The organism is Lachnospira pectinoschiza, assembly GCF_020564355.1.
In the GTDB taxonomy this organism is placed as follows: domain Bacteria; phylum Bacillota; class Clostridia; order Lachnospirales; family Lachnospiraceae; genus Lachnospira; species Lachnospira intestinalis.
The window spans coordinates 313,696-337,511 of the sequence record NZ_JAJCRR010000003.1; the positions used below are offsets into that span (position 1 = coordinate 313,696).

Annotated in this window: 23 protein-coding genes; 14 read left to right on the plus strand and 9 right to left on the minus strand. The window is 41.5% G+C overall.

What is annotated here, in order from left to right:
- The first annotated feature begins 3 nt into the window (after positions 1 to 3).
- Genes LI288_RS07570 through LI288_RS07580 form a run of 3 tightly spaced genes read left to right on the plus strand, consistent with a single transcriptional unit; the run spans position 4 to position 3,123 of the window.
- Entirely contained in the window at positions 4 to 1,578 is a 1,575-nt protein-coding gene (locus LI288_RS07570; protein WP_022432937.1) for a Na+/H+ antiporter NhaC family protein, read from the plus strand.
- Positions 1,578 to 2,528 carry a DMT family transporter gene (locus LI288_RS07575; RefSeq protein WP_022432938.1) on the plus strand — a complete coding sequence of 317 codons (951 nt, stop codon included), beginning with the start codon at positions 1,578 to 1,580 and terminating at the stop codon, positions 2,526 to 2,528. The genes LI288_RS07570 and LI288_RS07575 overlap by 1 nt, the downstream gene beginning before the upstream one ends.
- 4 nt (positions 2,529 to 2,532) lie before the next feature.
- Positions 2,533 to 3,123: a putative ABC transporter permease gene (locus LI288_RS07580; RefSeq protein WP_227089984.1), complete on the plus strand. Its 591-nt coding sequence runs from the start codon at positions 2,533 to 2,535 to the stop codon at positions 3,121 to 3,123.
- Positions 3,124 to 3,183: 60 nt separating this feature from the next.
- On the opposite strand, the gene LI288_RS07585 is transcribed toward LI288_RS07580, so the two are convergent.
- Together LI288_RS07585 and LI288_RS14710 are read right to left on the minus strand one after the other, a co-directional pair.
- Positions 3,184 to 3,984 (minus strand): SDR family NAD(P)-dependent oxidoreductase, encoded by an 801-nt coding sequence (locus LI288_RS07585; protein WP_227089985.1) that lies wholly within the window; start codon positions 3,982 to 3,984, stop codon positions 3,184 to 3,186.
- A 127-nt stretch (positions 3,985 to 4,111) separates the two neighbouring features.
- Entirely contained in the window at positions 4,112 to 4,573 is a 462-nt protein-coding gene (locus LI288_RS14710) for a tyrosine-type recombinase/integrase (protein WP_369122872.1), read from the minus strand.
- 14 nt (positions 4,574 to 4,587) lie between these two features.
- On the opposite strand from LI288_RS14710, the gene LI288_RS07590 reads away from it, so the two are divergent.
- Both LI288_RS07590 and LI288_RS07595 read left to right on the plus strand, forming a co-directional pair.
- Positions 4,588 to 5,409, plus strand: coding sequence for a flagellin (locus LI288_RS07590; RefSeq protein WP_227089986.1), 822 nt, complete (start codon positions 4,588 to 4,590; stop codon positions 5,407 to 5,409).
- 467 nt (positions 5,410 to 5,876) lie between these two features.
- On the plus strand, positions 5,877 to 6,836 hold the full coding sequence (locus tag LI288_RS07595) for a hypothetical protein (RefSeq protein ID WP_227089987.1): 960 nt from the start codon (positions 5,877 to 5,879) through the stop codon (positions 6,834 to 6,836).
- Positions 6,837 to 6,969: 133 nt separating this feature from the next.
- Here the strand turns inward: LI288_RS07595 and LI288_RS07600 are convergent, their stop codons facing one another.
- Positions 6,970 to 9,678 (minus strand): PocR ligand-binding domain-containing protein, encoded by a 2,709-nt coding sequence (locus LI288_RS07600; RefSeq protein ID WP_227089988.1) that lies wholly within the window; start codon positions 9,676 to 9,678, stop codon positions 6,970 to 6,972.
- A gap of 43 nt (positions 9,679 to 9,721) precedes the next feature.
- The gene (locus LI288_RS07605; protein ID WP_227089989.1) at positions 9,722 to 10,597 is read right to left on the minus strand and encodes a response regulator; all 876 of its coding nucleotides are present in this window, start codon (positions 10,595 to 10,597) and stop codon (positions 9,722 to 9,724) included.
- Positions 10,598 to 10,857: 260 nt separating this feature from the next.
- On the opposite strand from LI288_RS07605, the gene LI288_RS07610 reads away from it, so the two are divergent.
- Genes LI288_RS07610 through LI288_RS07625 form a run of 4 tightly spaced genes read left to right on the plus strand, consistent with a single transcriptional unit; the run spans position 10,858 to position 13,110 of the window.
- Positions 10,858 to 11,040 carry a DUF6472 family protein gene (locus LI288_RS07610; protein WP_022431125.1) on the plus strand — a complete coding sequence of 61 codons (183 nt, stop codon included), beginning with the start codon at positions 10,858 to 10,860 and terminating at the stop codon, positions 11,038 to 11,040.
- A 20-nt stretch (positions 11,041 to 11,060) separates the two neighbouring features.
- Positions 11,061 to 12,017 carry an NYN domain-containing protein gene (locus LI288_RS07615; RefSeq protein ID WP_022431124.1) on the plus strand — a complete coding sequence of 319 codons (957 nt, stop codon included), beginning with the start codon at positions 11,061 to 11,063 and terminating at the stop codon, positions 12,015 to 12,017.
- 4 nt (positions 12,018 to 12,021) lie between these two features.
- Positions 12,022 to 12,579, plus strand: coding sequence for an NUDIX hydrolase (locus LI288_RS07620; protein ID WP_022431123.1), 558 nt, complete (start codon positions 12,022 to 12,024; stop codon positions 12,577 to 12,579).
- Positions 12,580 to 12,630: 51 nt separating this feature from the next.
- Complete coding sequence (locus LI288_RS07625; RefSeq protein WP_022431122.1) at positions 12,631 to 13,110, plus strand: S-ribosylhomocysteine lyase; 480 nt, start codon at positions 12,631 to 12,633, stop codon at positions 13,108 to 13,110.
- 192 nt (positions 13,111 to 13,302) lie between these two features.
- On the opposite strand, the gene LI288_RS07630 is transcribed toward LI288_RS07625, so the two are convergent.
- From LI288_RS07630 to fba, 3 genes are all read right to left on the minus strand, one after another.
- Complete coding sequence (locus LI288_RS07630; RefSeq protein WP_227089990.1) at positions 13,303 to 15,414, minus strand: glutamine synthetase III family protein; 2,112 nt, start codon at positions 15,412 to 15,414, stop codon at positions 13,303 to 13,305.
- 235 nt (positions 15,415 to 15,649) lie between these two features.
- Positions 15,650 to 16,588 carry a class B sortase gene (locus tag LI288_RS07635; RefSeq protein ID WP_227089991.1) on the minus strand — a complete coding sequence of 313 codons (939 nt, stop codon included), beginning with the start codon at positions 16,586 to 16,588 and terminating at the stop codon, positions 15,650 to 15,652.
- 15 nt (positions 16,589 to 16,603) lie between these two features.
- Complete coding sequence (gene fba, locus LI288_RS07640) at positions 16,604 to 17,467, minus strand: class II fructose-1,6-bisphosphate aldolase (RefSeq protein ID WP_022431119.1); 864 nt, start codon at positions 17,465 to 17,467, stop codon at positions 16,604 to 16,606.
- A 483-nt stretch (positions 17,468 to 17,950) separates the two neighbouring features.
- Between fba and LI288_RS07645 the strand changes: the two genes are divergently transcribed.
- From LI288_RS07645 to LI288_RS07655, 3 genes are all read left to right on the plus strand, one after another.
- On the plus strand, positions 17,951 to 18,241 hold the full coding sequence (locus tag LI288_RS07645; RefSeq protein ID WP_227089992.1) for a hypothetical protein: 291 nt from the start codon (positions 17,951 to 17,953) through the stop codon (positions 18,239 to 18,241).
- A gap of 429 nt (positions 18,242 to 18,670) precedes the next feature.
- Positions 18,671 to 19,741 carry a hypothetical protein gene (locus LI288_RS07650; protein WP_227089993.1) on the plus strand — a complete coding sequence of 357 codons (1,071 nt, stop codon included), beginning with the start codon at positions 18,671 to 18,673 and terminating at the stop codon, positions 19,739 to 19,741.
- Positions 19,738 to 20,526, plus strand: a complete 789-nt coding sequence (locus LI288_RS07655) for a TPM domain-containing protein (protein WP_227089994.1) — start codon at positions 19,738 to 19,740, stop codon at positions 20,524 to 20,526. The genes LI288_RS07650 and LI288_RS07655 overlap by 4 nt, the downstream gene beginning before the upstream one ends.
- Before the next feature lie 311 nt (positions 20,527 to 20,837).
- Here the strand turns inward: LI288_RS07655 and LI288_RS07660 are convergent, their stop codons facing one another.
- On the minus strand, positions 20,838 to 22,133 hold the full coding sequence (locus LI288_RS07660) for a tyrosine-type recombinase/integrase (protein ID WP_004841158.1): 1,296 nt from the start codon (positions 22,131 to 22,133) through the stop codon (positions 20,838 to 20,840).
- Positions 22,134 to 22,219: 86 nt separating this feature from the next.
- Positions 22,220 to 22,849, minus strand: a complete 630-nt coding sequence (locus LI288_RS07665; protein WP_004841162.1) for a helix-turn-helix domain-containing protein — start codon at positions 22,847 to 22,849, stop codon at positions 22,220 to 22,222.
- A gap of 175 nt (positions 22,850 to 23,024) precedes the next feature.
- Between LI288_RS07665 and LI288_RS07670 the strand changes: the two genes are divergently transcribed.
- Both LI288_RS07670 and LI288_RS07675 read left to right on the plus strand, forming a co-directional pair.
- Positions 23,025 to 23,255, plus strand: a complete 231-nt coding sequence (locus tag LI288_RS07670; RefSeq protein WP_002578307.1) for a helix-turn-helix domain-containing protein — start codon at positions 23,025 to 23,027, stop codon at positions 23,253 to 23,255.
- Between the two features lie 146 nt (positions 23,256 to 23,401).
- Positions 23,402 to 23,716, plus strand: a complete 315-nt coding sequence (locus tag LI288_RS07675; RefSeq protein ID WP_009243674.1) for a hypothetical protein — start codon at positions 23,402 to 23,404, stop codon at positions 23,714 to 23,716.
- The last annotated feature ends 100 nt before the right edge of the window (positions 23,717 to 23,816 follow it).

Genomic DNA, 23,816 nt, shown 5'->3' on the forward strand with positions numbered 1-23,816 from the left:
TTTATGGAACAGATGATGGAGTATGTCCCAAATATGTATGCAACATTTTGGGCATTGGTACCGCCGCTGGTGGCAATTATTCTGGCACTGGTGACAAAGGAAGTTTACAGTTCCCTTTTTATCGGAATTGTAATCGGCGGATTATTTTACGGCAACATTTTTCAGCAGGGATTCAGTTTTGAAAAATCGGTACTGCACATTTTTGAAGACGGACTGGTCGGCGTTTTATCAGACCCGTATAACGTCGGCATTTTAATCTTTCTTGTAGTGCTTGGCATTATGGTCAGCATGATGAACAAGGCAGGCGGTTCGGCAGCCTTCGGACAGTGGGCGGGACGTCATATCAAGACCAGAATCGGTGCACAGCTTTCAGCGGTTCTGCTGGGGATGCTTATTTTTATTGATGATTACTTTAACTGTCTGACGGTCGGAAGTGTTATGCGGCCGGTCACGGATAAGCATCAGGTATCCAGAGCAAAGCTTGCTTATATTATTGATGCAACGGCAGCACCGATTTGTATTATTGCGCCGATTTCTTCATGGGCGGCGGCAGTTACGGGCTTTGTAGAAGGCGAGGACGGATTTGCGGTCTTTATGAATGCGATTCCATATAACTATTATGCATTGCTTACAATTATTGCAATGCTGACAATGGTTTTATTTAAAATTGATTTTGGTGCAATGGCAGTACATGAAGCCAATGCGGCAAAGGGAGATTTATATACAACGCCGGAGCGTCCGTATGCCAATTCCGCACCGGATACGGTAAAGGGCAGAGGTACGGTAGTAGACCTGCTGTTCCCAATTATTACGTTAATTATCTGCTGTATTATCGGCATGATTTACACCGGCGGTTTCTTTAGCGGAACAGGTTTTGTAGAGGCATTTTCGGGAAGTGATGCTTCTGTCGGACTGATGCTTGGAAGCTTTTTTGCACTGGTAATTACGATTGTATTTTATGCACTGCGTAAGGTACTTACCTTTACAGAAAGCTGCGGCTGTCTGCCGGAAGGTTTTAAAGCAATGGTTCCTGCAATTTTGATTCTTACCTTTGCATGGACATTAAAGGGTATGACAGATAGTCTTGGTGCAAAAGAATATGTTGCCGGACTGGTAGGCGGTATTTCAGGACCATGGCTGGCATTATTCCCGGCAGTTGTATTTGTTGTCGGTGCGTTCCTTGCGTTTGCAACAGGTACGTCATGGGGAACTTTTGGTATTTTAATTCCAATTGTAGTTAGTACATTTTCGGGAACGAATCATACAATGATGATTATTTCCATTTCTGCCTGCATGGCGGGTGCGGTATGCGGCGACCACTGTTCACCGATTTCGGATACAACGATTATGGCATCGGCGGGTGCACAGTGCAGCCATATCAACCATGTATCGACACAGCTGCCGTATGTGTTGGTTGTAGCAGCTGTTTCATGTATTACATACATTATTGCAGGATTTGTACAGAGTCCTGTTCTGCCGCTTGTAATCGGAATTGTATTGATGGTTGGCACGCTTTTCGGCATAAAGTATCTGATGAAAAATATCGGTGTGCGCGATAAGAAGGATAAGGTACAGTAATGGCGGATAAAATCAAAAACATTAAAGGAAGCCTGATTCTTCTGCTGGCAGCGTTTATCTGGGGAACGGCCTTTGTTGCCCAGACAAGCGGTGCGGATTCGGTAGGGACGTTTACATTTAATACCTGCCGCTCAGTGGTTGGAGCGCTTTTTTTACTGCTGGTGATAGTGCTTTTGGACAGTTACGGAAAACGTACCTCAGGCGGGGGAAAAGACACACTACAGGAGCCGTATTCACGGACAAAGTGGCCGGTAAAGGGTGGCGTACTCTGCGGCATAATTTTATTTGTGGCAATGTCCTTACAGCAGTATGGAATCGGTATTTATCCGGCAGGTGTGGCGGCATCCGGAAGAGCAGGATTTCTTACGGCAACGTATGTGGTGCTGGTTGCCATCTGTTCCGTATGGATGGGCAAAAAGCTGCATCCGCTGATTGCGGTATCCATTGTCGGCTGTATTGCCGGAATGTATCTTTTGTGTATGTCCGGCGGATTTGCAGGGATTTATATGGGCGATGTGTGCGAGTTTTTGTGTGCAGTCGGTTTTATGTGTCATATTCTTACAGTTGAACATTTTGCAAAGGAAGACGGCATAAAATTATCCTGTATTCAGTTTGCGGTATGTGCTATACTGTCAGGTGTGATGATGCTTTTTACCGAAAATGTCGATTTTGCCGGAATATGTGCGGCAGGACTTCCGATTTTGTATACGGGTGTATTATCGAGCGGAATCGCCTATACCTTACAGATTATCGGACAGAAGTACGCACAGGCTTCGGTAGCTTCGATTGTAATGAGCCTTGAATCCGTCTTTTCGGTACTTGCGGGCTGGCTTGTATTACATGAGGTGTTAAGTCCGAGAGAACTGACCGGCTGTATGCTTGTGTTTGCAGCGGTGATTCTGGCACAGGTTCCGGATATGCTGAATCATTCAATAAATGAAAAAGGGTGAAAAAATGAAATATACATATTATCAACTGGGTATTATGGCGGCAGTTGTATCGTTTCTTGGATTCGTCGTTGAAAATATCTGGCTTGCCATGACAAAAGGGTATATCAATAACAGGAATATGAATGCGCCTTTTTTACTGGGCTATGGGCTGCTGATTTTGTTTATGTACGCGGTGTTTGGAACACCGGCAGCACTTAGAATGTTTGCAAAGGAAAAGGTGCGTTGGAAACGGTATCTGGTTTACTTTTTATGTTCATTTGCCGTTGTCTGTGTAGGTGAAATTGTGCTGGGCATTGTGGTGGAGGCACTTTGTCATATTGAATACTGGAATTATTCCAATATTCCGATGCACATTACAAAATATACGTCCATACCGACCAGTACAGCATTTGCGGCAATGATTACAATTCTGATGGGAAATGTTTTTCCGGTTCTGATGGACTGGATATGCCGTATCAATACGCAGTGGGCAAAAATCATCTGCGCCGTACTTTGGATTGTGATGGTGGCAGACTTCTTTATCAGCTTTGGACATATGATAAAAGCCAAAAATTTTTATTTAAAATGGAAAATTTTTTTAAGAGCGAAAAAGTAGCGGAAAAATGATTAAAGAAAGGACAGGCGGCTGTAAATATACAGTGCCTGTCCTTTTTTATTATGGACGCTGTCCGAGTCCGCCTTCTAATGTCAGGGTTTCGCCTGTCATGTACTTGAAGTCCGGAGAAGCAAGCTGTACGCATACGCGTCCGATTTCAAGTTCAGCATCACCGAAATGTCCTGCCGGTGGTGTATGTACATTCTTTTCAAAAGCTTCCGGATAAGCGTTCTGGAACTGCTCTAACTGTGAAGTCCATGCTAATGGGCAGATAATGTTGACGTTGATTCCGTCTTTTGCCCATTCTGTAGCGGCAACACGTGTCAGTCCACGGATACCTTCCTTTGCAGCAGCATAAGCGCACTGTCCGTAGTTACCGAATAAACCGGCACCGGATGCGAAGTTGATGACAGAACCCTTTGTCTTTGCAAGATATGGATAGCAGGCCTTCATATAATAGAATGCTGCATAAAGTCCTGAATACAGTGCAAGGTTAAACTGCTCTGTTGTGTGGTCTGCTAAAGAAACACCGGAAGCAGAAGCCTGTGCATTATTGATTAAAACGTCAATCTGACCGAAAGTATCAATCGTCTGCTTTACAACATTTGCAACAACTGCTTCGTTGTCTGCAGAAGCGTTGACATCAGCCTGGATTGTAAGAACCTTGATATTGTAAAGTCTTTCAAGTTCTTCCTTTGCAGCGGCAAGCTTTGCTTCATTACGTCCGGTAATCACAAGGTTTGCACCTTCTTTTGCGTAAGCGGTAGCAATACCGTAGCCGATAGAACCACATCTTCCGTCACTTAATACGGCGCGGCCTGCACCGGTAATAATGGCGGTTTTTCCTGTTAAAAATCCCATAACCTAAATCTCCTCATATAATATTTTTAGATAATCGCATAAATATACACAAATCGTTTCATGTTTTAAATGAATAAGGATATTTATCACGACATATCTAACTTAATCATAACACAGTTAGACATTCCTAACAAGGAAATTTATGTAAAATATAAGAATATGAATCAGCATGGGGAGTGAATAAAATCTGATAAAATGAATAAAATATAAATAAAGAATAATAAAAATGCAACATTTTATAAGATAATGTTGCATTCATATATATTAAATCGGAAAGAAGAAAAAATACTGTAGTCCGTTTGGTAAAAATATAATCCTCCGGCTCAGGATTGCGTATTTCAAAATATACGATAAGAGAAGCTTTGACGTGTTGGTTTAGTGCAATGACATTCAACTTCTGTGTTTTTTGTTCATTGACATAAATATGGTCAAAAAAATGATGTTTGTTAAAATCATAAACCATGCGCCATTTCAGCTGTAAAATATCGCCAATTCTAAGTGCAGTATAAAGTCCCAGCAAAATCAGCGTCTGCTTATTATATAAATCAAAGGGAACGGATTTCCCGCAAAAAAACATTTTTACACACATGGAGGTAAACAAATATGGTAGTACAGCACAATATTACAGCGATGAACGCAAACAGAATGTTAGGCGTTACAACAACAGGTCAGTCTAAGTCAACAGAGAAGTTATCAAGTGGTTACAGAATCAACCGTGCTGCAGATGATGCCGCAGGTCTTTCAATTTCTGAAAAGATGAGAAAGCAGATCCGTGGTCTTTCACAGGCTTCTACCAATGCACAGGGAACTGTAACTGATTTAACAGATACTACAACAGCAGAGAATTTAGCAAACTATTTTGATGCTAAAACAGGTGTATATAAGGGTGGTTTATATTCAAGACTTACCGCAGATAATGCAGATGGTGCTAATGGAACAAAAGGCACTATAACACAGATTGGTGCCGAACAGATTAATAAATTTGTCGATGTTACTGTTACAGAAAAGACAACAACAACAAGTGCATTAAGTTTAAATCTTCATGTAGGTGCAGATTCTACAGATAATAATAAGATTAAGCTTGAAATTGAATCTATGAGTTCAAAGTCTTTAGATGTAGATGGATTAAAGGTAGATACAGAAGATGGTGCAACAAATGCGATTAATACAATTGAAGCAGCTATCCAGAAGGTTTCAGATCAGCGTTCTAAGTTAGGTGCTGTTCAGAATCGTCTGGAGCATACAGTTGCCAACCTTGACAACGTTGTTGAAAATACAACATCCGCTGAATCACGTATCCGTGATACAGATATGGCTGAAGAAATGGTTAGCTACTCAAAGAACAACATTCTTATGCAGGCAGGTCAGTCTATGCTTGCACAGGCTAATCAGCAGAATCAGGGTGTTCTTTCACTTCTTCAGTAATTTAAGTTATCTTAATGATTTAAATTATTTTAGTAATTTAAGTGATTTTAGACCTTTTGGCAGGCGGTTAAAGCCTGCTAAAAGGTCTTTTTTGCTGTTATGAACAGTAATTATAAAAATATATAATAAAAAGTATATTATTGATGCAATTTACTATTGCAATATAAATGATATTATGTTATTATTTCAATAGAATATATTCTAAGAACGAATTTAAGCACGGTTTTTTATAAAGATTATGTGTTTAAAGTCTGATTTATATTTGAAATCTAAATATTTAGATTTCGTCTGTATTTTCTATCACGTTTTTTGGAATTTACTGCGGATTCTGAAAGGTCTTTATGGATTTATTTAGACCCTTTTATCATCCGTTTTCATTCCAAAAGATTTGAAAATTTTAGAAAATTTGTCAAAACGCTTGTCGACAATCCCACAAGTCCAGTATAATAAAAGAAAGGAACCAATGCATGGATAATACACCTTACGATGATGTATTCCGTACACTTTTAACCGATTGTACGGAGTTAATGATTCCGGTTGTCAATGAAATTTTTCATACGCACTACACCGGAAAAGAAACCATCTGCCTGCTGCAAAATGAGCATTTTATTAAAATGCCGGACGGCAGTGAGCAGGAACGGATTACAGATTCCAGCTTTGAAATTATCAGCGAAGAAACAGCACCGATAGCACAGGGACAGAAAAAACGATATCACATTGAATGTCAAAGTACGGAAGACGGCAGTATGATTGTACGAATGTTTGAGTATGATACACAGCTTGCATTAGAAAACAGAGAATTTACATCAAATATTTTGACAGTACAATTCCCTGATTCAGCGATTGTGTCGCTTAGACATACTAAAAATACGCCCGAAGAAATGACAGTTAAAGTCTTAACTCCGGGCGGAAGGGTATCCTATACCGTGCCGGTATTAAAGGTAAAACGTTATACGATTCATGAATTGTTTGAAAGGAAACTGTTTTTTCTGATACCGTTTCATATTTTTGCATATGAGAAGGATTTTAAAGAACTGGAAGAAAACAAGAAAAAGTTAAAGCAGCTGGAAGCAGAATATGCTTCAATCAGGGAACGGCTTGAAATCGCCTGCCAGATGGGTGACTTGAACAGATATGCCAAAGCTGCTATTCTTGATATGTCACGTAAAGTCATAGAGCATATTGCTGTTAAATATAAAAATGTTGCGAAAGGGGTGAGCCGGACAATGGGTGGAAAAGTATTAAACTATGAAGCAAAAGATATCTTAAACCGCGGACGCCGCGAAGGCGAAGAATATACTAAAATTCAGATTGCCACAAAACTTCTTAATATGGGGAATGACATAAAATCTGTCGCAGAATTAGCTGAATTGCCACAGAAAACTGTAGAAAAACTGGCGCAAAGTATATCAAAAGAAGAAAAATAAGATTGTAAAGCAGCGTGAAATCAGGTTTATCATCAGCATGGACAAAAAAGGCTACACGTTTTAAGAAATACCCCGCAGGGTATAAACAGAAATGTAATACGCTGCGGGGTATTGTAGTTGATAAAATACGATATTAAACAACAGATTTCCATGCATCAAGGATTTTCGTGCATTGTTCCACGTCAATATCGGAAACAGCCGTCTTTAGCTGATTTAAAAATTCCTGCTGGTTGTCAGGATAGATAAAGTGTGTCATTTCCTCCAGCGTAGATTCCATGGTATCGCTGTTCAGATTATCAATTGCATCATACATGGCATAAAAAAGCTTCTCCAGAACCGGTGCAGTAATCGTTTCCTGTGCGGAGATTTTTTCTTCCTTTTGAAAATATGGCTGCAAAATAGACTGGTATTGTAAATAATCATGAAGGAGGGAAGCAGTCCGTTCATGAATGAGTGCCGCATCTTGTCTGGAACCGGCAAGTTCCAGACGGGCAGCGGATTCAGCAAGGTCAGTCGCACCAATCTGTCTGGAAGCGCTTTTTAATGCGTGGGTTTCAATGGTATAGGCGTGCCAGTCTTCCTGCTGCTCATATTTCTTAATCAGTTCTGCCTTCTGTTTAATGACACGGTAGTAATCTTTTAGAACGGTCATATATAACTGCGGGCTGCCAAGAAGCTGTATGGCAGCTTTTGTATCAAGTCCCTCAATTGCCGGAAATGCTTGCGTATTGTCCGCAGCGGCATTCGTGGCAGTTACAGTGTTGTCAGTGCCTGTGGTATTTCTGCTTGCAGACATACCGTGCTGTCGGTCAATCTTTTCCGCAGGAAGCCAGTGCTTGATTTTTGCAGTTAAAAACTGCAGTTCAATCGGCTTTGGTACAAAATCGTTCATGCCTTCTTTTAAAAACATTTCTTTTGTACCGTCAATGGCATTAGCAGTCAGGGCGATAATCGGAACATCGTCATATTCAGGATGAAAACGCCGGATAATGTGCGTTGTTTCCACACCGTCCAGTTCCGGCATCATATGATCCATAAAAATAATGTCATACATCTGTGACGAAATTTTTTCAATGGCTTCTTTTCCGCTAAGACACGTGTCAATCTGCATACCAAGCGGCTTCAAAAGTCCTTCCGTAACGGTCAGGTTAATAGCATTGTCATCGACAATTAAAATCTGTGCATCCGGTGCCGTAAATTCAAAGTGGTCGGCATCATCTTCTTCATCAAAATGCAGATCTTCATTTTTTAAAATCGAAATCAGATTTAAAGAGTACAGCGGCTTTTTTACAATGTGCAGATTCTTTAAATTGCAGCTGACCGAAGTATAAAAGTCTGTAATCAATACAGCGGTCAGTTCAGGGTGTGCCTGAATATAATCCTGCATGGCAGAGGAAAATACCGCATAATCGATAAAAAGATAATCAGGTGTATTGTCCGGCTCAGTCCCGGTCACGGTACAATTGTCATAAGCAATATGCAGACGGTCCAGATCCTTTTGCAACTGTTCCTGTACAAGGCTGTTTTTAATAAAAAGTGCAGCATGAACCGGCGGATCATTGTTAAATACACCGCTTGGACGGTCATCCAGAACCTTTTGCGGCAGTGTAAAAGAAAAGGTACTGCCAATACCGTATTCGCTTTCAACGGAAATAGTGCCGTGCATTAACGTCAGCAGCAGCTTGGAAATAGCAAGCCCCAGTCCCGTGCCTTCGATATTGCGGTTACGTTTGCTGTCTAACTGTTCAAAGGAGCGGAAAAGTCTTCCAATCTGTTCTTTTTTAATGCCGATGCCGGTATCTTCAATAGAAGCGTGCAAAACAGTTTCACCGTTTTCTACAGGGCCCGCATAAATTTTTAAAAGCACGCGTCCGTGTTTGGTGAATTTTACGGCATTATTGGCAAGATTTAACAAAATCTGTTTAAAACGGATACTGTCACCAAACAGTTTGTAAGGGATATCCGGTGCAATATCTAAAATCAGTTCAACATTTTTGCTGCCAATCCGCGTGGTAATAATATTTGCAACATCGTGGATTGTAGACATCGGTTCATATTCCACCGGAATAATATTCATCTTGCCGGATTCAATTTTTGAGAAATCCAGTATATCATTGATGATGGTTAAAAGTGTCTTTCCGGAGGCTTTAATCTGAGTAATATAATCCCTTGCGGCAGGCGGCAGGTCTTCACGCAGCGCCATTTCTGCCATGCCGATTACAGCATTCATCGGGGTACGGATTTCATGGCTCATATTGGCAAGAAAATCCGATTTCATGCGGTTTGCCTTTTCAATCTCAATATTTGCCTGAAACAGCTGGTATTTGTGGTAGGCAATATTGGAAAGACCGTTTGCAATGGTATATAAAAAGCTTGCTGCTTTGTCAATCTGGCTTTTTTCCACGATATTGACTTTCATAACCGCCTGAATGTAGCTGGCAGGGTCAACCCCCAGTTCATCGGCGACCTGCATGATTTTTGAAATATCCGGCGGCTCGGTCAGCACCTGACCGCCGATAAAACAGCCCACCATTCTGCCGTCCGCAATAATCGGCGCGGCAAAATCCACGAGTCCTGCGTGACAGAAATAGGTTGAAGAAGCCCCTTTTTTAAGTGCCAGCTCCGCCCCGTTTTTATCGCATAATTCACACCGCTGGCAGCCCAGTGGTGAAGAACGTGTATATTTCATGCAGAAGTCTGAAAAATGAGAGCCTTTTGTTACGGCAACTCCGTCAGCATCGGTTGTGACGGAAGCAATGCCGGTCATGTCAGAAAAAGCATCCTGAATTCTTTGCAGCATTTCCACATCGATTAAATCCGTTAAATGTAATTCGTTTTCCATAGGCATCTTCCTTCCGCAGGTAGTTTTATTCTTATAGCTGCGACTACGCTTCAAGTGTATTCTGGATGGCAGCAAGCAGGCGTTTTCTGTTAATTGGTTTTAAAAGGTAACCCTGCGGTTTCATCACCAGTGCCTCCTGTATCTTTTTGCGGTCGGTAATGCCGGTTAAAAAGATGACAGGAATATTTTTGGTCGACGGATTGGCACGCAGCTTTTCAAGTACGACAAGACCGTTTTCATCCGGCATGGCGTAGTCGAGTAAAATTAAATCGGTGTGCTTGGTTTCTAAGAATTTTAAAGCAATTTTTCCGCTGATGGCAGTTGCTACATCGTATTTTTCATGCAGATGAAGCTTAATGACTTTTAACATACGGGCATCATCGTCAATGACCAGAATATGCTTCTTGCCGGAAGTCATTCCTGGTATATTTGCAATATCACGTATATCCGGCATATCCGTCACGTCCGGCACATCTGTTTTTGGCGGAAATGTTTCGTTAAAGGCAAGGTCTGCTTTTTTTAATTCTTCAGCAATCGGTTCGTGCATTCGCTTTTTCTGTTTTAAAAAGACATTTATGCGCTGTTCAATCACTGCGGCGGTTAAAGGGCGCTGCAGTATCAAATCCGCAACCTTAACAGCGGCTTTTGTAAATTTGTCACAGTCGGCAGCATCTCCGATGATAATCAGCGGAAGCTGTACGGCATCCCTGCTTTTCATAGATATAATCTTTGTAATGTCATCGACCGGTTCGTCCTGTAAGCAGTAGACAAAAGCATCTGGATTGAAAGCGTGCATATGGCTTATCATATCTTCATAGCGCTTGGACGTTGTCTGACACTCAAAGCTGTTATACATTTTTGTGAAAAATTCATCAATTGCAGCATTGTTCTTTCCGGTTAGTAAGACCTTATATTTCATAAGTACCCCTCCTTGCGTTGTTATTTAGTTGTTCACGTTGTTTTGTTATCTCTATTATATAAAATTTTTATGGATAATGCACTCTTTTTTTATAGGAAATTGAATATACATTTGAAGAATCGTCTGTTATAATATTAACAGGTTTTTTATGCGGCAGGTAAAAGCCAGCCGCGGGCTATATTGTTTCCGGGCGAAAACAGATAGTCATTATGGCAGGGGAAATACCTTTGCGATTGAATCGTCCGGAAATGAGGTATAACATGGCGGGACAGATTAGCTGCGATTACTGCAACAATTTAGTTTACGATGAAGAAATGGAAGAATACGTATGTGATGTGAATATGGATGAAGATGATTATGCACGTTTTTGTGCATCGGAATATAAGAATTGTCCATACTATCAGAGCAACGATGAATATAAGATTGTAAGACATCAGATGTAGGACAGGGAAGGCAGAAGGGAATGGAAGATAAGCACTATGCAGTGTTAATTGACGCCGATAACATTTCCTCAAAATATATTGCGTATATTTTGGACGAAATGACAAAGTACGGTGTGATTACATATAAAAGAATTTACGGGGACTGGACGAGTCCGCAGGCAGGCAGATGGAAGGATGCACTTATGGAAAATTCAATTGTGCCGATTCAGCAGTTCCGCAATACGGTCGGGAAAAATGCAACCGATTCCACATTGATTATAGATGCCATGGATATTTTGTATACGGGGAATGTGGACGGGTTCTGCATTGTATCGAGTGACGGTGATTTTACAAGGCTGGCGAGCCGCTTAAAAGAATCCGGCATGGACGTTATCGGCATGGGAGAAAATAAAACCCCGCGGTCATTCAGGGCAGCCTGTTCCGTTTTTACGGATCTGGAACTGCTGTTAGAGGCGGCGGAGGAAGAAGAAGAAACACCGGTCAGGAAGCAGAAAAGGATTCCTGAAAATATCATCAGTCAGGCGGTCATTGAAAATGCCATCATTGAAATTGTCATTGAAAATGACGACAAGGGCAGACCGACAGGACTGGGCGAGATTGGCAGTCGTTTGCAGAAGAAATATTCGGATTTTGATGTCAGAAACTACGGATACAGTTCGTTGTCTACATTTATCGAGGAAATTGATAATTTCGACTTACAGAAAGTCAACAATACCGTGATTGTCCGTTTAAAAGAAGACAACGGCAATAAAAAGCAGGTAACGGACTTTGCAATCGCCTGCGTGCGGGAAGCCGGCAGCAGAGGAGTTGAACTTGCCGCACTGGGACAGAAAATCCATGTAAAGTATCCGGGATTTAAAGCTAAGGAATACGGTTATTCCACATTGTCGAAGTTTATCAGTTCCATTAAGGTGTTAAAGATTGAATCCGTTCATGAAAACCGCAAAATGGTATATATAAAAGGAAACGAAAGGTGAGCGCATGGAGTATTTAGATATTCGTACAGAAAATGGTGAGCTGACAGGCGAAATCAAAGAGCGTACACAGGTGCATACGGACGGGGATATTCACGGAACATCGCACGTATGGCTTGTGCGTTATACAGACAAAAATAAAAAGAAATTTGATATTTTACTGCAAAAAAGAGCCGCAACAAAAGATGCGTATGCCGGCTGTTATGATATATCCTCGGCAGGGCATATTCCCGCAGGACAGGATTATCTGGAATCGGCGGTGCGGGAGCTGGAAGAAGAACTGGGAATTAAGGCAGACCCGGAGAAGCTTAAATTTATCGGAATGCATGACGGGACAATGGAAGCGGTTTTTGACGGAAAGCCGTTTAAAAACCATGAATTAAGCGCCGTTTACATTTATGATGAACCGGTGAAGGATTCGGACTTTAAGCTTCAGGAAGAAGAAGTGGAGTCTGTACGCTGGATTGATTTTGACGAATGTAAGAACAAGCTGTGGACAGGTGAAATCCGCAACTGTATATTTGAAAGTGAATTTAAGATGTTGGAAAAAGCAATCCGCGGATGATGTACAGCAATTCCGGTTGAATTGCAGGAATAGAAGGAAAGGACAGAAAAAATGAATAAAATTGCAAGTTTTACGGTAAATCATCTTGATTTACTCACTGGTGTTTATGTTTCAAGAAAAGATTATTTAGGAGATCAGGTGCTGACAACCTTTGATCTGCGTTTTACAAGACCAAACGAAGAACCGCCGATGGATAATCCGGGGATTCATTCTATTGAACATTTAGTTGCGACATTTTTAAGAAACCACAGGGAATGGGCTGATAAGACGGTTTATTTCGGACCAATGGGCTGCCGCACCGGGTTTTATGTGATTTTTGCAGGAGATTTAAAATCAGAAGATATTTTGCCGGTACTGCGTGAGGCCGCAGATTTCGTACTGTCTTATGAGGGCGAAATTCCGGGATATTCTCCGAGGGACTGCGGAAATTATCTGGACAACAACTTAAATCTTGCCAAGATTTATATGAGAAAGTTCAAGCAGGAAGTCTTAGATAATCCGGCGCCGGAGCGTCTTGTGTATCCGCAGTAGACAACAGCACAAGACAGAACGGGTATCTGATACGGAGTGATTAAGCGCTGTTTTAGCCTTGCGCTTAAAGAGCTGCGGATAAAGTAATAAAGCAATAAAGACCAAAATAAGGGTTGTTCCGACAATGAAATATCGGAACAACCCTTATTTTATATAGTTATCATACGATTTTTAAGTAAAATTCTTTATAAATTAAACCTCGAATAATAAGTCACCGTAAGAAGGGAATGGCCAGAAGTCTTTGTCAACAATCATTTCAAGCTTGTCGGCAGGTGCTCTTAAAGCATCCATTGTAGTTTTTACGGTATCTCTGAAGAACTTCGCCTGTTCTTCTACATTGCTGATTTCAGCACCGTCAGCAACAGCCTTTTCCAGTGCAGCAAGCTGTGTCTTCATTTCCTTTAAGTAACCGGTTACGGTAGTTAATAAATCGGCCTGTGTAGAAGCATCGGCACCGGCTTCCTTTACTGCAAGAACAGAGTTTGCAAGTTCTGTTGAGTAAGCGATTACAGCAGGGATTAACTGCTTGCCTGTAATATCAAGCATAGCCTTTGCCTCGATATTGATAGCCTTCGCATAAGCTTCGTACTTGATTTCAGCTCTTGACTTTAATTCTGCTTCTGTAAATACGCCAAAGCTTTCAAACAGCTTAACAGCCTTTGGTGTTGTAAGAGCAGGAATTGCATCAACCATAGAAGGAATGTTTGGAAGACCGCGTCTTTCAGCTTCTGCAATCCATTCATCTGTATAGCCGTTTCCGTTGAATACAATCTTGTGATGGTCTGTGAAAAGCTTTTTAATCATATCATGGCATGCCATGTCGAAGTTATCAGCCTTTTCCAGTTCATCAGCGATTTCTTTAAAGCTTTCTGCAACGATAGTATTTAATACAACATTTGCAGGAGCGATAGAGTCGGCAGAACCAACCATACGGAATTCAAATTTATTACCTGTGAAAGCAAACGGTGATGTTCTGTTTCTGTCGGTAGCATCCTTATTTAAGTCAGGAAGTGTAGAAGCACCGGTCTTTAACTTACCCTTCTGGATTGAGCTTGTAGCATCACCCTTGTCGATTAACTGCATAACAACATCTTCAAGCTGTTCTCCAAGGAACATAGAGATGATAGCAGGAGGTGCTTCGTTCGCACCGAGTCTGTGGTCGTTGCCGACATCAGAAGCAGATTCACGAAGTAAATCAGCATGGGTATCAACAGCCTTCATGACAGCACCAAGTACCAGTAAGAACTGGATATTTTCATGAGGTGTCTTACCAGGCTCTAATAAATTGATACCGTCATCTGTTGTGATAGACCAGTTATTGTGCTTACCGGAACCGTTTACACCTGCAAATGGCTTTTCATGAAGCAGACATACAAGACCGTGTCTGTAAGCAACCTTCTTTAAAACTTCCATTGTCAGCTGGTTGTTATCTGTAGCTGTGTTGCACTGTGCATAAATCGGAGCAAGTTCGTGCTGTGCAGGAGCAACTTCGTTGTGCTGTGTCTTTGCGGAAACACCAAGCTTCCAGAGTTCCTTGTTGACATCCTTCATGAATGCACCGATTCTTTCACGGATAGCACCGAAGTAATGGTCATCAAGTTCCTGACCCTTAGGAGGCATGGCACCGAATAATGTACGGCCTGCGAAGATTAAATCTTTTCTCTGTAAATACTTTTCTCTATCTACGATGAAGTATTCCTGTTCAGCACCGACAGAAGGTGTAACCTTCTTAGAATGTGTGTTGCCGAATAATTTTAAAATACGTAATGACTGTTCATTAATAGCATCCATTGAACGAAGAAGCGGAGTCTTCTGGTCAAGTGCCTCGCCTGTATAAGAACAAAAAGCGGTAGGAATACAAAGTGTAGCACCTGTAGCATCTTCACGGACAAAAGCCGGTGAAGTGCAGTCCCATGCTGTATAGCCTCTTGCTTCAAATGTTGCACGAAGTCCGCCTGAAGGGAATGAAGAGGCATCCGGTTCACCTTTGATTAATTCTTTGCCGGAAAATTCCATCAGAACTTTTCCGTTTTCCTTTGGTGCTGAAATGAAAGAGTCGTGCTTTTCAGCAGTTGTTCCTGTCAATGGCTGGAACCAGTGTGTATAATGTGTAGCACCCTTTTCAATTGCCCAGTCCTTCATTGCATTTGCAATCACATCGGCATCTGTTAAAGATAATTCCTGAACGCCTGTCATAGCTAATTTGAGGTTTTTGTAGACATTCTTTGGTAAACGCTCCTTCATGACAGTATCGTTAAATACATTTTCACCAAAGATGTCAGCTACGTTAAATTTTTCACTCATAACTTTGTCTTCCTTCCTTTTATTATGTTAATATATTAATAGTAAAATCAAAAAAGGCATTCCAATTTATATGCAGATAAATATGGAACACCTTTGTTCTACTATTTAATTATCGACAGCACTTTGTTTGTTTGCTCTCTGTCTTTAAATAAAATAACGCAAAATGTCTAAGAATGCAAGTTCTTTTTTGTATTTTATTTAAAAATTAAATTAAAAGCACAAAGAATGTCAAAAATCAGTAGGTTAATAAGGCTTCTCCCACATAAGCACCCTGAACGATAAAACGCTTCGAACCGTCAGAGGTACAGGTAGAAAGTGTTACAACCTGCGAAACATCATCAACAGAAACACCGGTATTATAAATTGAAAGTGCTTTCATGGATCTGGCATAATCCTGTAATCCGGAAAGCGTTGAAAAATTAAAGGTGTACGTATCACTGACAGGTTCACTGATATATGCACTGAAAATGCGGTACTGCATGATTTTATTTTCAGTGTAAATATAAAACATGTCGTGGCCTTCCGTATAATAGAAGCTTTCATCATCATAGCGGGAAAGCTTTCCAAACATACTGCCGTTGTGCATATTGTGTCCGTAAATAATGACGTTGGTAGCGGAAAGTCCGCCGGTAATCCGGTAATCCTCAAAAAGGCAGCCGTTTTTATTAGCGGTCTTATTAAAGGTGTGGGTTAAATAAAAATCATTATCTGTAGACTGGACCATCGGAAGCCGTACATCAATTGAAGGAATGTAAAGATAGCCAAGTCCTTCGGGATTGATGGAGAGCAGCTGCTTATGGTCATATACAAACGGAATTTCGACTTCTTCATCGTCAAGCGTGACAGAAGTTGGTGTGTCTGTATCTAATACCTGATTTTGAATGGTATCATAAATATCATTGCCTTTTTTGTATTCCCAGAAAATCTGAAACAGCATAAAAGCAGAATAGCAAAAGACACATATTGCCGCAATCAAAACAATGCGCCGTAAAATAGACGGCTTTGCGGCAACGTCCGTATTTACGGAATCTGAACCGTCAGTGTCCGTAAATGTCTTTTTACCGGAAGATTCCGGAGAAGATGTCTCCTCTCCGGAATGCTCATCTTTTGATAAATCTGCTAAAACGTCTTCGGATTTTTCATTGGAAGTTATCTGTTCTTTATCGTTGTTCATGCTGTATTACCGGAATCAGGCCTTATTTGCAGAACCGAATAATTCGATTTTTTCACGGACAGTTTCTTTGATTGCATCACAGCCAGGTGCAAGAAGCTTTCTCGGGTCAAATCCCTTGCCTTCAAGGTCTTTTCCTGCTTCGATGTACTTTCTTACGGCAGCAGCGAAAGCAAGCTGGCATTCTGTATTGACATTAATCTTTGCAACGCCTAAAGAAATGGCTTTCTTAATCATATCTTCAGGAATTCCTGTACCACCGTGGAGAACGAGCGGCATATCACCGACCTTTTCCTTTACGGCAGCCAGTGTTTCAAAGCTAAGACCCGGCCAGTTGGCAGGATATTTGCCGTGGATGTTACCGATTCCGGCAGCAAGCATTGTAACACCAAGGTCTGCAATTGACTTGCATTCATTCGGGTCAGCACACTCACCCATGCCGATAACACCGTCTTCTTCACCGCCGATTGCACCGACTTCCGCTTCAAGGGAAAGCCCCTTTTCATTACAGATTTTTACAAGCTCTGTTGTTTTTTCAACATTTTCTGCGATTGGGTAGTGGGAACCGTCAAACATAATAGAAGAAAAACCGGCTTCAATACACTTGTAGCAGCCTTCATATGTACCGTGGTCTAAGTGCAGAGCCACAGGAACGGTAATATTTAATCCTTCAAGCAGTCCGTTTACCATACCGGAAACAGTTTTAAAACCACCCATGTATTTACCTGCACCCTCTGATACGCCGAGGATAACAGGGGAATTTAATTCCTGCGCTGTAAGAAGAATGGTCTTTGTCCATTCCAGGTTATTAATATTAAACTGACCTACAGCATACTTACCCTCACGGGCTTTTGTTAACATTTCTTTTGCAGAAACCAACATAAATCGTACCTCCTGATATTTTTTAATTTAATATAGGTTGATTATACCGCAAATTGACTGAAAATAAAAGCGGCAATCTTAAATTATAATAACCGTTCAGAGCCAGCCTCCAAAATGCAGGCATTTTGTCGGTGAGGCGTATCCGCCAGATAGATTTCCAGACATAACTGTTCACTCATGCAAGCATGGCTCACATTTATGTCTGGAAATCTGCCTGGCAGAAAATAATCGTAACCGTTCAGAGCCAGCCTCCAAAATGCAGGCATTTTGTCGGTGAAGCGTATCCGCCAGATAACTTTTCAGCCCAAATTGTTCGTTCATGCAAGCATGACTCACAATTATGTCTGAAAAGTTGCCTGGCTCTGAACGGTTGCAATTTATAAAGGTTTTATGATGTTTTCAAAATAACAGACTGTTAGTATTGTGAAAAATGTTGTATAATAAATACAAAATCCGCCGGTGAGGCAGAAGGGAGTGCAGGCAATGGGATTATTACAGAGTGTATTATGTGATATTGATTTTAATGACAGTGAGAGTTATCGTGGAACTTCATATCTGCCGTTTTTGGGGTTTATGGTGTTTTTTGCAGGCATGATGATTGCATTTATCGGAATTGTAAAAATATCCAATTCCAGACACCAGTGGAATATTTTCTATGATGAAAGAGACCGCAAAGATTTAAAGTCACCGGCAGTCAACAAAGACCGCAAAACCGGAATTATCATGCTGGTTGTGGGAATTGTGATGATGATTGTTTCCTTCTTGATCCGATAAAAAAACATCGCCCTGGCTAGGGGCGATGAAAAGAGGGAGGAGTTGTTTATTCACTTAAACAACTGGGATTATGAAAAAAATCTTTATTAAAAAAATATTGGCTAATTTCTTAATACAAATGTATTATATGCAGGAAAAGTGAAGAAAACGTGTGCATATTGTTAAGAGATATTAAAAGAAATATGAACAAAATATGAATGCCCGAAAGCTATGAGCCGTGCCGGACGAAAGCTCGAAGCAGAACTGTGCTTGCAAAAAGTTCTGCATCAGGCTTGAGAACGATAACGTGCATGGCGAAGCAGCGAAAGGCATTAAAGAAAAGATGATATAATGATGCGGATTCTTGCTTACACGGATAGCGTATCATATAATAAGTATCATAATATACTAAAGTGTACCTGATGAAGTATCAAGGGGAATGGAGGGAATATGCCAATAACGTACAAATGCCCGAATTGCGGGGCGGCAATGGAATTTGACAGCACGGCACAAAAACTTAAGTGCCCATCCTGCCAGATGGAAATGGATGTACAGGACTACGAAAAGCAGTACGGACATCTCTACAGCGATGCAGAAGCCGGGGAAAACGCACAGTCTGCACAGTCAGAGGGACAAAAGGGTAAAGGCAGCATGAATATGAAAGTGTATCACTGCCAGAGCTGCGGTGCAGAACTGTTGGCAGATGAGTATACATCTGCAACAATCTGTTCATTCTGCGGCAATCCATCACTGGTGGAAGACCGGTTAAGCGGAGAATTTTCACCGTCATCGGTCATTCCGTTTCAGATTGACCGGGAAGCAGCAAAGAAAATGTATAAAAGCTGGGTAAAAAAAGGGCTGCTTACGCCAAAGACACTGTCAACAGAAAGCACCATTGAAAAAATTTCCGGTGTTTATGTGCCGTTCTGGCTATATGATTTCGATGCCGAAACCGAGATGACGGCAAAAGCCGAAAAAATCAGAACCGAGCGCCACGGCGATACAGAGTATACATATACCGACCATTTTCACGTATACCGTGATGTAGAGGCACAGTTTGAAAAAGTGCCGGCAGATGCTTCGGAAAAAATGGACGATGACACGATGGATAAGTTAGAGCCGTTTGACTATACGGCGTTAAAACCGTTTGCAATGCCGTATCTGTCAGGATATCTTTCAGAACGGTATAATTTCACCGATGAGCAGATGCAGAGCCGTGTCAGAAAAAGGGTAGACCGTTATATTACGGAAATTGCAAGAAGTACAATGCTTGGATATTCGACTGTCAGCGTGCTGGATAATCACATTTCCATGAATAATAAGCACAACGAATACGCACTGCTTCCGGTATGGATGTTAAACTGCCGTTATCACGGAAACGATTTTAACTTCGTTTTAAACGGACAGACGGGTAAAATCGTAGCAGACCGTCCAATCAGCAAAGGAAAAGCAGCTGCTTACTTTGTAGGAATTTTTGTAATCATGATGATTGTGCTGACATTAGGAGGGCTTGCGCTATGAAGATGAAAAAGAAAATGATTTTACTCGTGAGCCTGCTCCTTTTAGCGGCAGCAGTTTTAGGCGGTATGCCGCAGGATGCATGGGCAGATACGCAGTCCAAAGAGTATGTGGTCGATGATGCGGGTTTATTTACCGATAAGGAAAAAGAACAGCTTACTAAAATGTGCCGGAAAGCATCTGATGCCTGCAAGACGGATGTCGTGATTCTGACACAGAGTAAAGGACTGGACGATAAAGAACTGGAAAATGATGTACGCGGCATTATTAATGAAAGCTACGGCTATGATGAAAGCAGTTCGGAGCCGGATGCAATTGTCTATGTCATTGATATGAAGTCACGGGCGGATATGCTGGTTACATCAGGTATTGCAAGAACGACGAAAAGCTTTACGCAGAGTAAATTAGATGCTATCCGTGAAAAAGCGGAAGATAAGCTTTCAGATGGCAATTATTATGCAGGCTGTAAAAAATATATTGCAGGTGTACGCAAACAGCTCGATACCAGCCTTTCTTACAGACTGTCACTGTATCTGCCACAGAAGCTTTTAATTTCACTGGGAGTTGCTGCGGCTGCGGTCATTGCCATGATGTTTCAGGCAAAGTCTAAGATGACAGTGGACAGCAGAACGTATACCAGGAATCATAACTTCAACGTCAGAAGACGTGAAGACCGTTTTATCAATACAACGGTTGTTACACGTCATATTGAATCCAGCAGCAGTTCGGGAAGTTCCGGCGGCGGTGGCGGCGGAGGAAACTCCGGCAGCTCAGGCGGACATTTTTAATTTGAACAGGTATTTTGTGAAATATTAAAAGAATAGCAGAAGCGGAAATCATATTGCGATTTCGTGACAGGGTCACGGAAAGGAGTATGGTTTCCGCTTTTTTGAATACTTTGCCGGGGGGGGGATAATGTATAGACAACTCTAGCCGGAAAATATATAATGAAGTTAATTAAATCGGAATTTGTGGAGAGATTTCCTGAGTTTTCCTTATTTTACAGGCTTTTTAGCCCCTTAGATAGTGAAATGATATGTATTTTCCCTTATTTTTACCCTTGTGAGGAATCCGCAAGGGAAATAAGGGAAATTTTTATTTAAGCGTTGCTCGCTACTTTATCAAGAAGTCTTGCGGAATCCCGCTTTGCTTTTCTTGTTGAGTGAGCGTAAATGTTCATTGTGGTACTGACATCGGAATGTCCTAACAGTTCCTGTACATCTTTCGGAGCAGCTCCATTCGAGAGCAGGTTGCTGGTGTAGGTATGTCGTAACTGGTGAAAGTGAAAATCTTCAAATCCTTCCAGCTTTTTTGATACTGACCTGCAAGCAATGCCGAGTGTACTCGGCAGTTCCAGACTGCCATCCGGTCTGAGGCAGACAAAGGATATTTCTTTATAATCTGCCGGGACTTCCTGTGTTCCGTCAAGGTGATAGTATTCATAATACACCCTGTTTTTCACATGCACCTCTTTGTAGTAGTTGCGGTGGTAAAGTTCCCCGTACTGCATCCGGCTTTTCAGTTGTTCCCGTCTTGCTGCTTTCAATATTTCAGTCAGCGTATCTCCAAAATCAACAATCCTTACTTTCTTTCGCTTGGTCGTTCCAATCACATTTTTATGCTTTGCACCGTCGTAACGGATACTTCTTTTAATGGTCAGGCATTGATCTTCAAGGTTGATGTCCTGCCATGTAAGACCACAGGTTTCACCGATGCGAAGTCCTGCATAATATGCAATCTGAATCGGCAGGATCGCAGGTGGATTTTTCTTTTCCAGATACTTGATAAGTCGCTCATAATCCTCATGTGAAATCGGCTGTGTGCCATCTTCGACTTCATCATCGGAAAAGAGGTCAACTTCCTCTGCCTGTTTTTTCAGCTTAATATACTGCATCGGATTGAAACTGATTAACTGTTTTGGAAATACTGCAAAACGGAATGACTGCTGCAACACTGCGGAAAAAGAATGGATATAATCTTTACTGTATCCTTTTCTCACTTTTCCGTCTGGAAATTCGCCACCGAATGTAAGCAGATCAAGAAATGCCTGTAAATGTTCGGCAGTAACTGTTTTCAGTTTACGGTCTGCAATCGGGTGTTTCTTAGTGCAACGGATTGCACTGAGATAATTTTCCACTGTGCCATTACTGAGTGTTCCGGTTTTCAGTTCTTCTTCTGCCCACATGTCCAGAAGTTCACCTACGGTAAGGTTATCTGCTTTTGCAACAAATTTCTTATCTTCGTAATCTTCCAGTGCCTTGCGGAGAAGTTTTTCTGTCTCACTTTTGCTTTCGGTTCCGGCATATTCTTTCTGAACCATTTTGCCGCTTGCGTCCTCTACATAGAAGCGGTAGTACCATTTCTTTCCTTTCTTTCTAACAGATCCTTTTGCCATAATCGTATGTCTCCTTTCGATATCAGACAATCGGAACTGCTGAAATGCTTCTTGCGTGTAAGTATATCATAACTCCGATTATCTTACTATACCGATTCAGAATCCTCGTACATAACTTCGGATAAAAGATTTGCAAGCCGTTGTTCTGCTGTTTCCGGTTTCTTGGAATAGAGCCTTACAATATCTGCCATGTCATTCAATGCGTTGACAGTATGGGTGATCTCCCTGAGAAACATGATCTCGTTATATTCATCATTCGATTCAAACCCCATTACTTTTGCAATGTCCGCTTCTTTGGTATTGCCTTTGTAATTCTTGCAGGCGAACTGGAACGAATCCAAAAACAGTTCATATTGTTTCAACATTAACAGCAGTAGGTCTTTGGAAAAAGCATCTTCTGTTTTCGTAAGGTCAAGAGGTAACTGTTTGAGAATATCCGTCATGGCATCACGAATCTGTAATTCTCTTTTATCCGTAATGTCGGTTTCATATTCGTCCGTTTCCCCTCTGAGCCATTCCACAGATACATGGAGAGCTTCTGAAAGACCTTCCAGCACCATTTTCTTTGTATTGTCAATCGTTCCGGCTTCATATCTCTGAATCGTAGATGCAGTCACACCCATCTTTTCAGCGATATAAGGCTGTGTCAGATTCAATTCTGTACGGCGCTGTTTTGCCCTGCTACCGATCAGCTTGCGTAATTCTTTATCTTTCATGCTGATGAGCCTCCTTTTTCGGTATGTCATTACTATACCACATAACAAACAATATTGCAATATGCAATTAAACAATAAATAATATAATTTCGTAATGCTTGACAAGATGATATAAACACGCTATACTGACAGCACAAAAGAAATTGCATAATGCAATTTATAAGGAGGTGGTCACATGACGCAAAGAAAGATTGCCTTATCTATTGAGGAAGCTGCGGATTATACGGGAATCGGCAGGAACACCCTGAGAAAACTGGTGGAGTGGAAGAAACTTCCGGTATTAAAGGTCGGGAGGAAAGTCCTGATTAAAACGGATATGCTGGAACTTTTCATGGAAGCCAATGAGGGCAGGGACTTAAGGGATAAAGGAAATGTGAAAGCCGTCACAAGAAACGGTTCCACTTAAAAAGGCGGTTCCCGAAGAAACCGCCAAAGGTTTTATCAGACCGAAGCCATGATATACCTACACGCAAGCAGATTATACCATGTACTTCGTCTGACAGACAACAGGAAACTTATGTTTGGTAGAAAAAAGAAAGGACGATGATATTTATGGCAAGATCAACAAAGAGTTATGAGGAGCGTCTGCTCCAGTTGGAAAAAAGAGAACAGGAAAGCCTTGAAAAAGCGAAACAGTACGCAGCACAGAAACGGGAACTGAAGAAACGTCAGAAAGATGTGGAAACAAAAAAACGAACCCACAGGCTCTGTCAGATTGGCGGTGCGGTGGAATCAGTGATTGGTTCTGCGATTGAGGAAGAAGATATTCCGAAGCTGGTCGGCTTCTTAAAAAGGCAGGAAGCAAATGGGAAATTCTTCTCAAAGGCAATGCAAAAAGAGCCAGTTGCGAATACGGAGGAAGTGTAATGCCGGAGGGAGTGGAGTTTCCATTCCCTTCATTGCTTTTTTATGAAGGGCGCACTTATGGACAACCAGAGGTCGTCCGTATAAGTTTGCCACAGGTGGC

What these genes read in the sequence shown, in the direction of transcription:
- LI288_RS07570 (WP_022432937.1), top strand. Translation starts at nt 4, where the DNA reads ATGGAACAGATGATGGAGTATGTCCCAAATATGTATGCAACATTTTGG.
- LI288_RS07575 (WP_022432938.1), top strand. Translation starts at nt 1,578, where the DNA reads ATGGCGGATAAAATCAAAAACATTAAAGGAAGCCTGATTCTTCTGCTG.
- LI288_RS07580 (WP_227089984.1), top strand. Translation starts at nt 2,533, where the DNA reads ATGAAATATACATATTATCAACTGGGTATTATGGCGGCAGTTGTATCG.
- LI288_RS07585 (WP_227089985.1), bottom strand. Translation starts at nt 3,984, where the DNA reads ATGGGATTTTTAACAGGAAAAACCGCCATTATTACCGGTGCAGGCCGC.
- LI288_RS14710 (WP_369122872.1), bottom strand. Translation starts at nt 4,573, where the DNA reads ATGTGTGTAAAAATGTTTTTTTGCGGGAAATCCGTTCCCTTTGATTTA.
- LI288_RS07590 (WP_227089986.1), top strand. Translation starts at nt 4,588, where the DNA reads ATGGTAGTACAGCACAATATTACAGCGATGAACGCAAACAGAATGTTA.
- LI288_RS07595 (WP_227089987.1), top strand. Translation starts at nt 5,877, where the DNA reads ATGGATAATACACCTTACGATGATGTATTCCGTACACTTTTAACCGAT.
- LI288_RS07600 (WP_227089988.1), bottom strand. Translation starts at nt 9,678, where the DNA reads ATGGAAAACGAATTACATTTAACGGATTTAATCGATGTGGAAATGCTG.
- LI288_RS07605 (WP_227089989.1), bottom strand. Translation starts at nt 10,597, where the DNA reads ATGAAATATAAGGTCTTACTAACCGGAAAGAACAATGCTGCAATTGAT.
- LI288_RS07610 (WP_022431125.1), top strand. Translation starts at nt 10,858, where the DNA reads ATGGCGGGACAGATTAGCTGCGATTACTGCAACAATTTAGTTTACGAT.
- LI288_RS07615 (WP_022431124.1), top strand. Translation starts at nt 11,061, where the DNA reads ATGGAAGATAAGCACTATGCAGTGTTAATTGACGCCGATAACATTTCC.
- LI288_RS07620 (WP_022431123.1), top strand. Translation starts at nt 12,022, where the DNA reads ATGGAGTATTTAGATATTCGTACAGAAAATGGTGAGCTGACAGGCGAA.
- LI288_RS07625 (WP_022431122.1), top strand. Translation starts at nt 12,631, where the DNA reads ATGAATAAAATTGCAAGTTTTACGGTAAATCATCTTGATTTACTCACT.
- LI288_RS07630 (WP_227089990.1), bottom strand. Translation starts at nt 15,414, where the DNA reads ATGAGTGAAAAATTTAACGTAGCTGACATCTTTGGTGAAAATGTATTT.
- LI288_RS07635 (WP_227089991.1), bottom strand. Translation starts at nt 16,588, where the DNA reads ATGAACAACGATAAAGAACAGATAACTTCCAATGAAAAATCCGAAGAC.
- fba (WP_022431119.1), bottom strand. Translation starts at nt 17,467, where the DNA reads ATGTTGGTTTCTGCAAAAGAAATGTTAACAAAAGCCCGTGAGGGTAAG.
- LI288_RS07645 (WP_227089992.1), top strand. Translation starts at nt 17,951, where the DNA reads ATGGGATTATTACAGAGTGTATTATGTGATATTGATTTTAATGACAGT.
- LI288_RS07650 (WP_227089993.1), top strand. Translation starts at nt 18,671, where the DNA reads ATGCCAATAACGTACAAATGCCCGAATTGCGGGGCGGCAATGGAATTT.
- LI288_RS07655 (WP_227089994.1), top strand. Translation starts at nt 19,738, where the DNA reads ATGAAGATGAAAAAGAAAATGATTTTACTCGTGAGCCTGCTCCTTTTA.
- LI288_RS07660 (WP_004841158.1), bottom strand. Translation starts at nt 22,133, where the DNA reads ATGGCAAAAGGATCTGTTAGAAAGAAAGGAAAGAAATGGTACTACCGC.
- LI288_RS07665 (WP_004841162.1), bottom strand. Translation starts at nt 22,849, where the DNA reads ATGAAAGATAAAGAATTACGCAAGCTGATCGGTAGCAGGGCAAAACAG.
- LI288_RS07670 (WP_002578307.1), top strand. Translation starts at nt 23,025, where the DNA reads ATGACGCAAAGAAAGATTGCCTTATCTATTGAGGAAGCTGCGGATTAT.
- LI288_RS07675 (WP_009243674.1), top strand. Translation starts at nt 23,402, where the DNA reads ATGGCAAGATCAACAAAGAGTTATGAGGAGCGTCTGCTCCAGTTGGAA.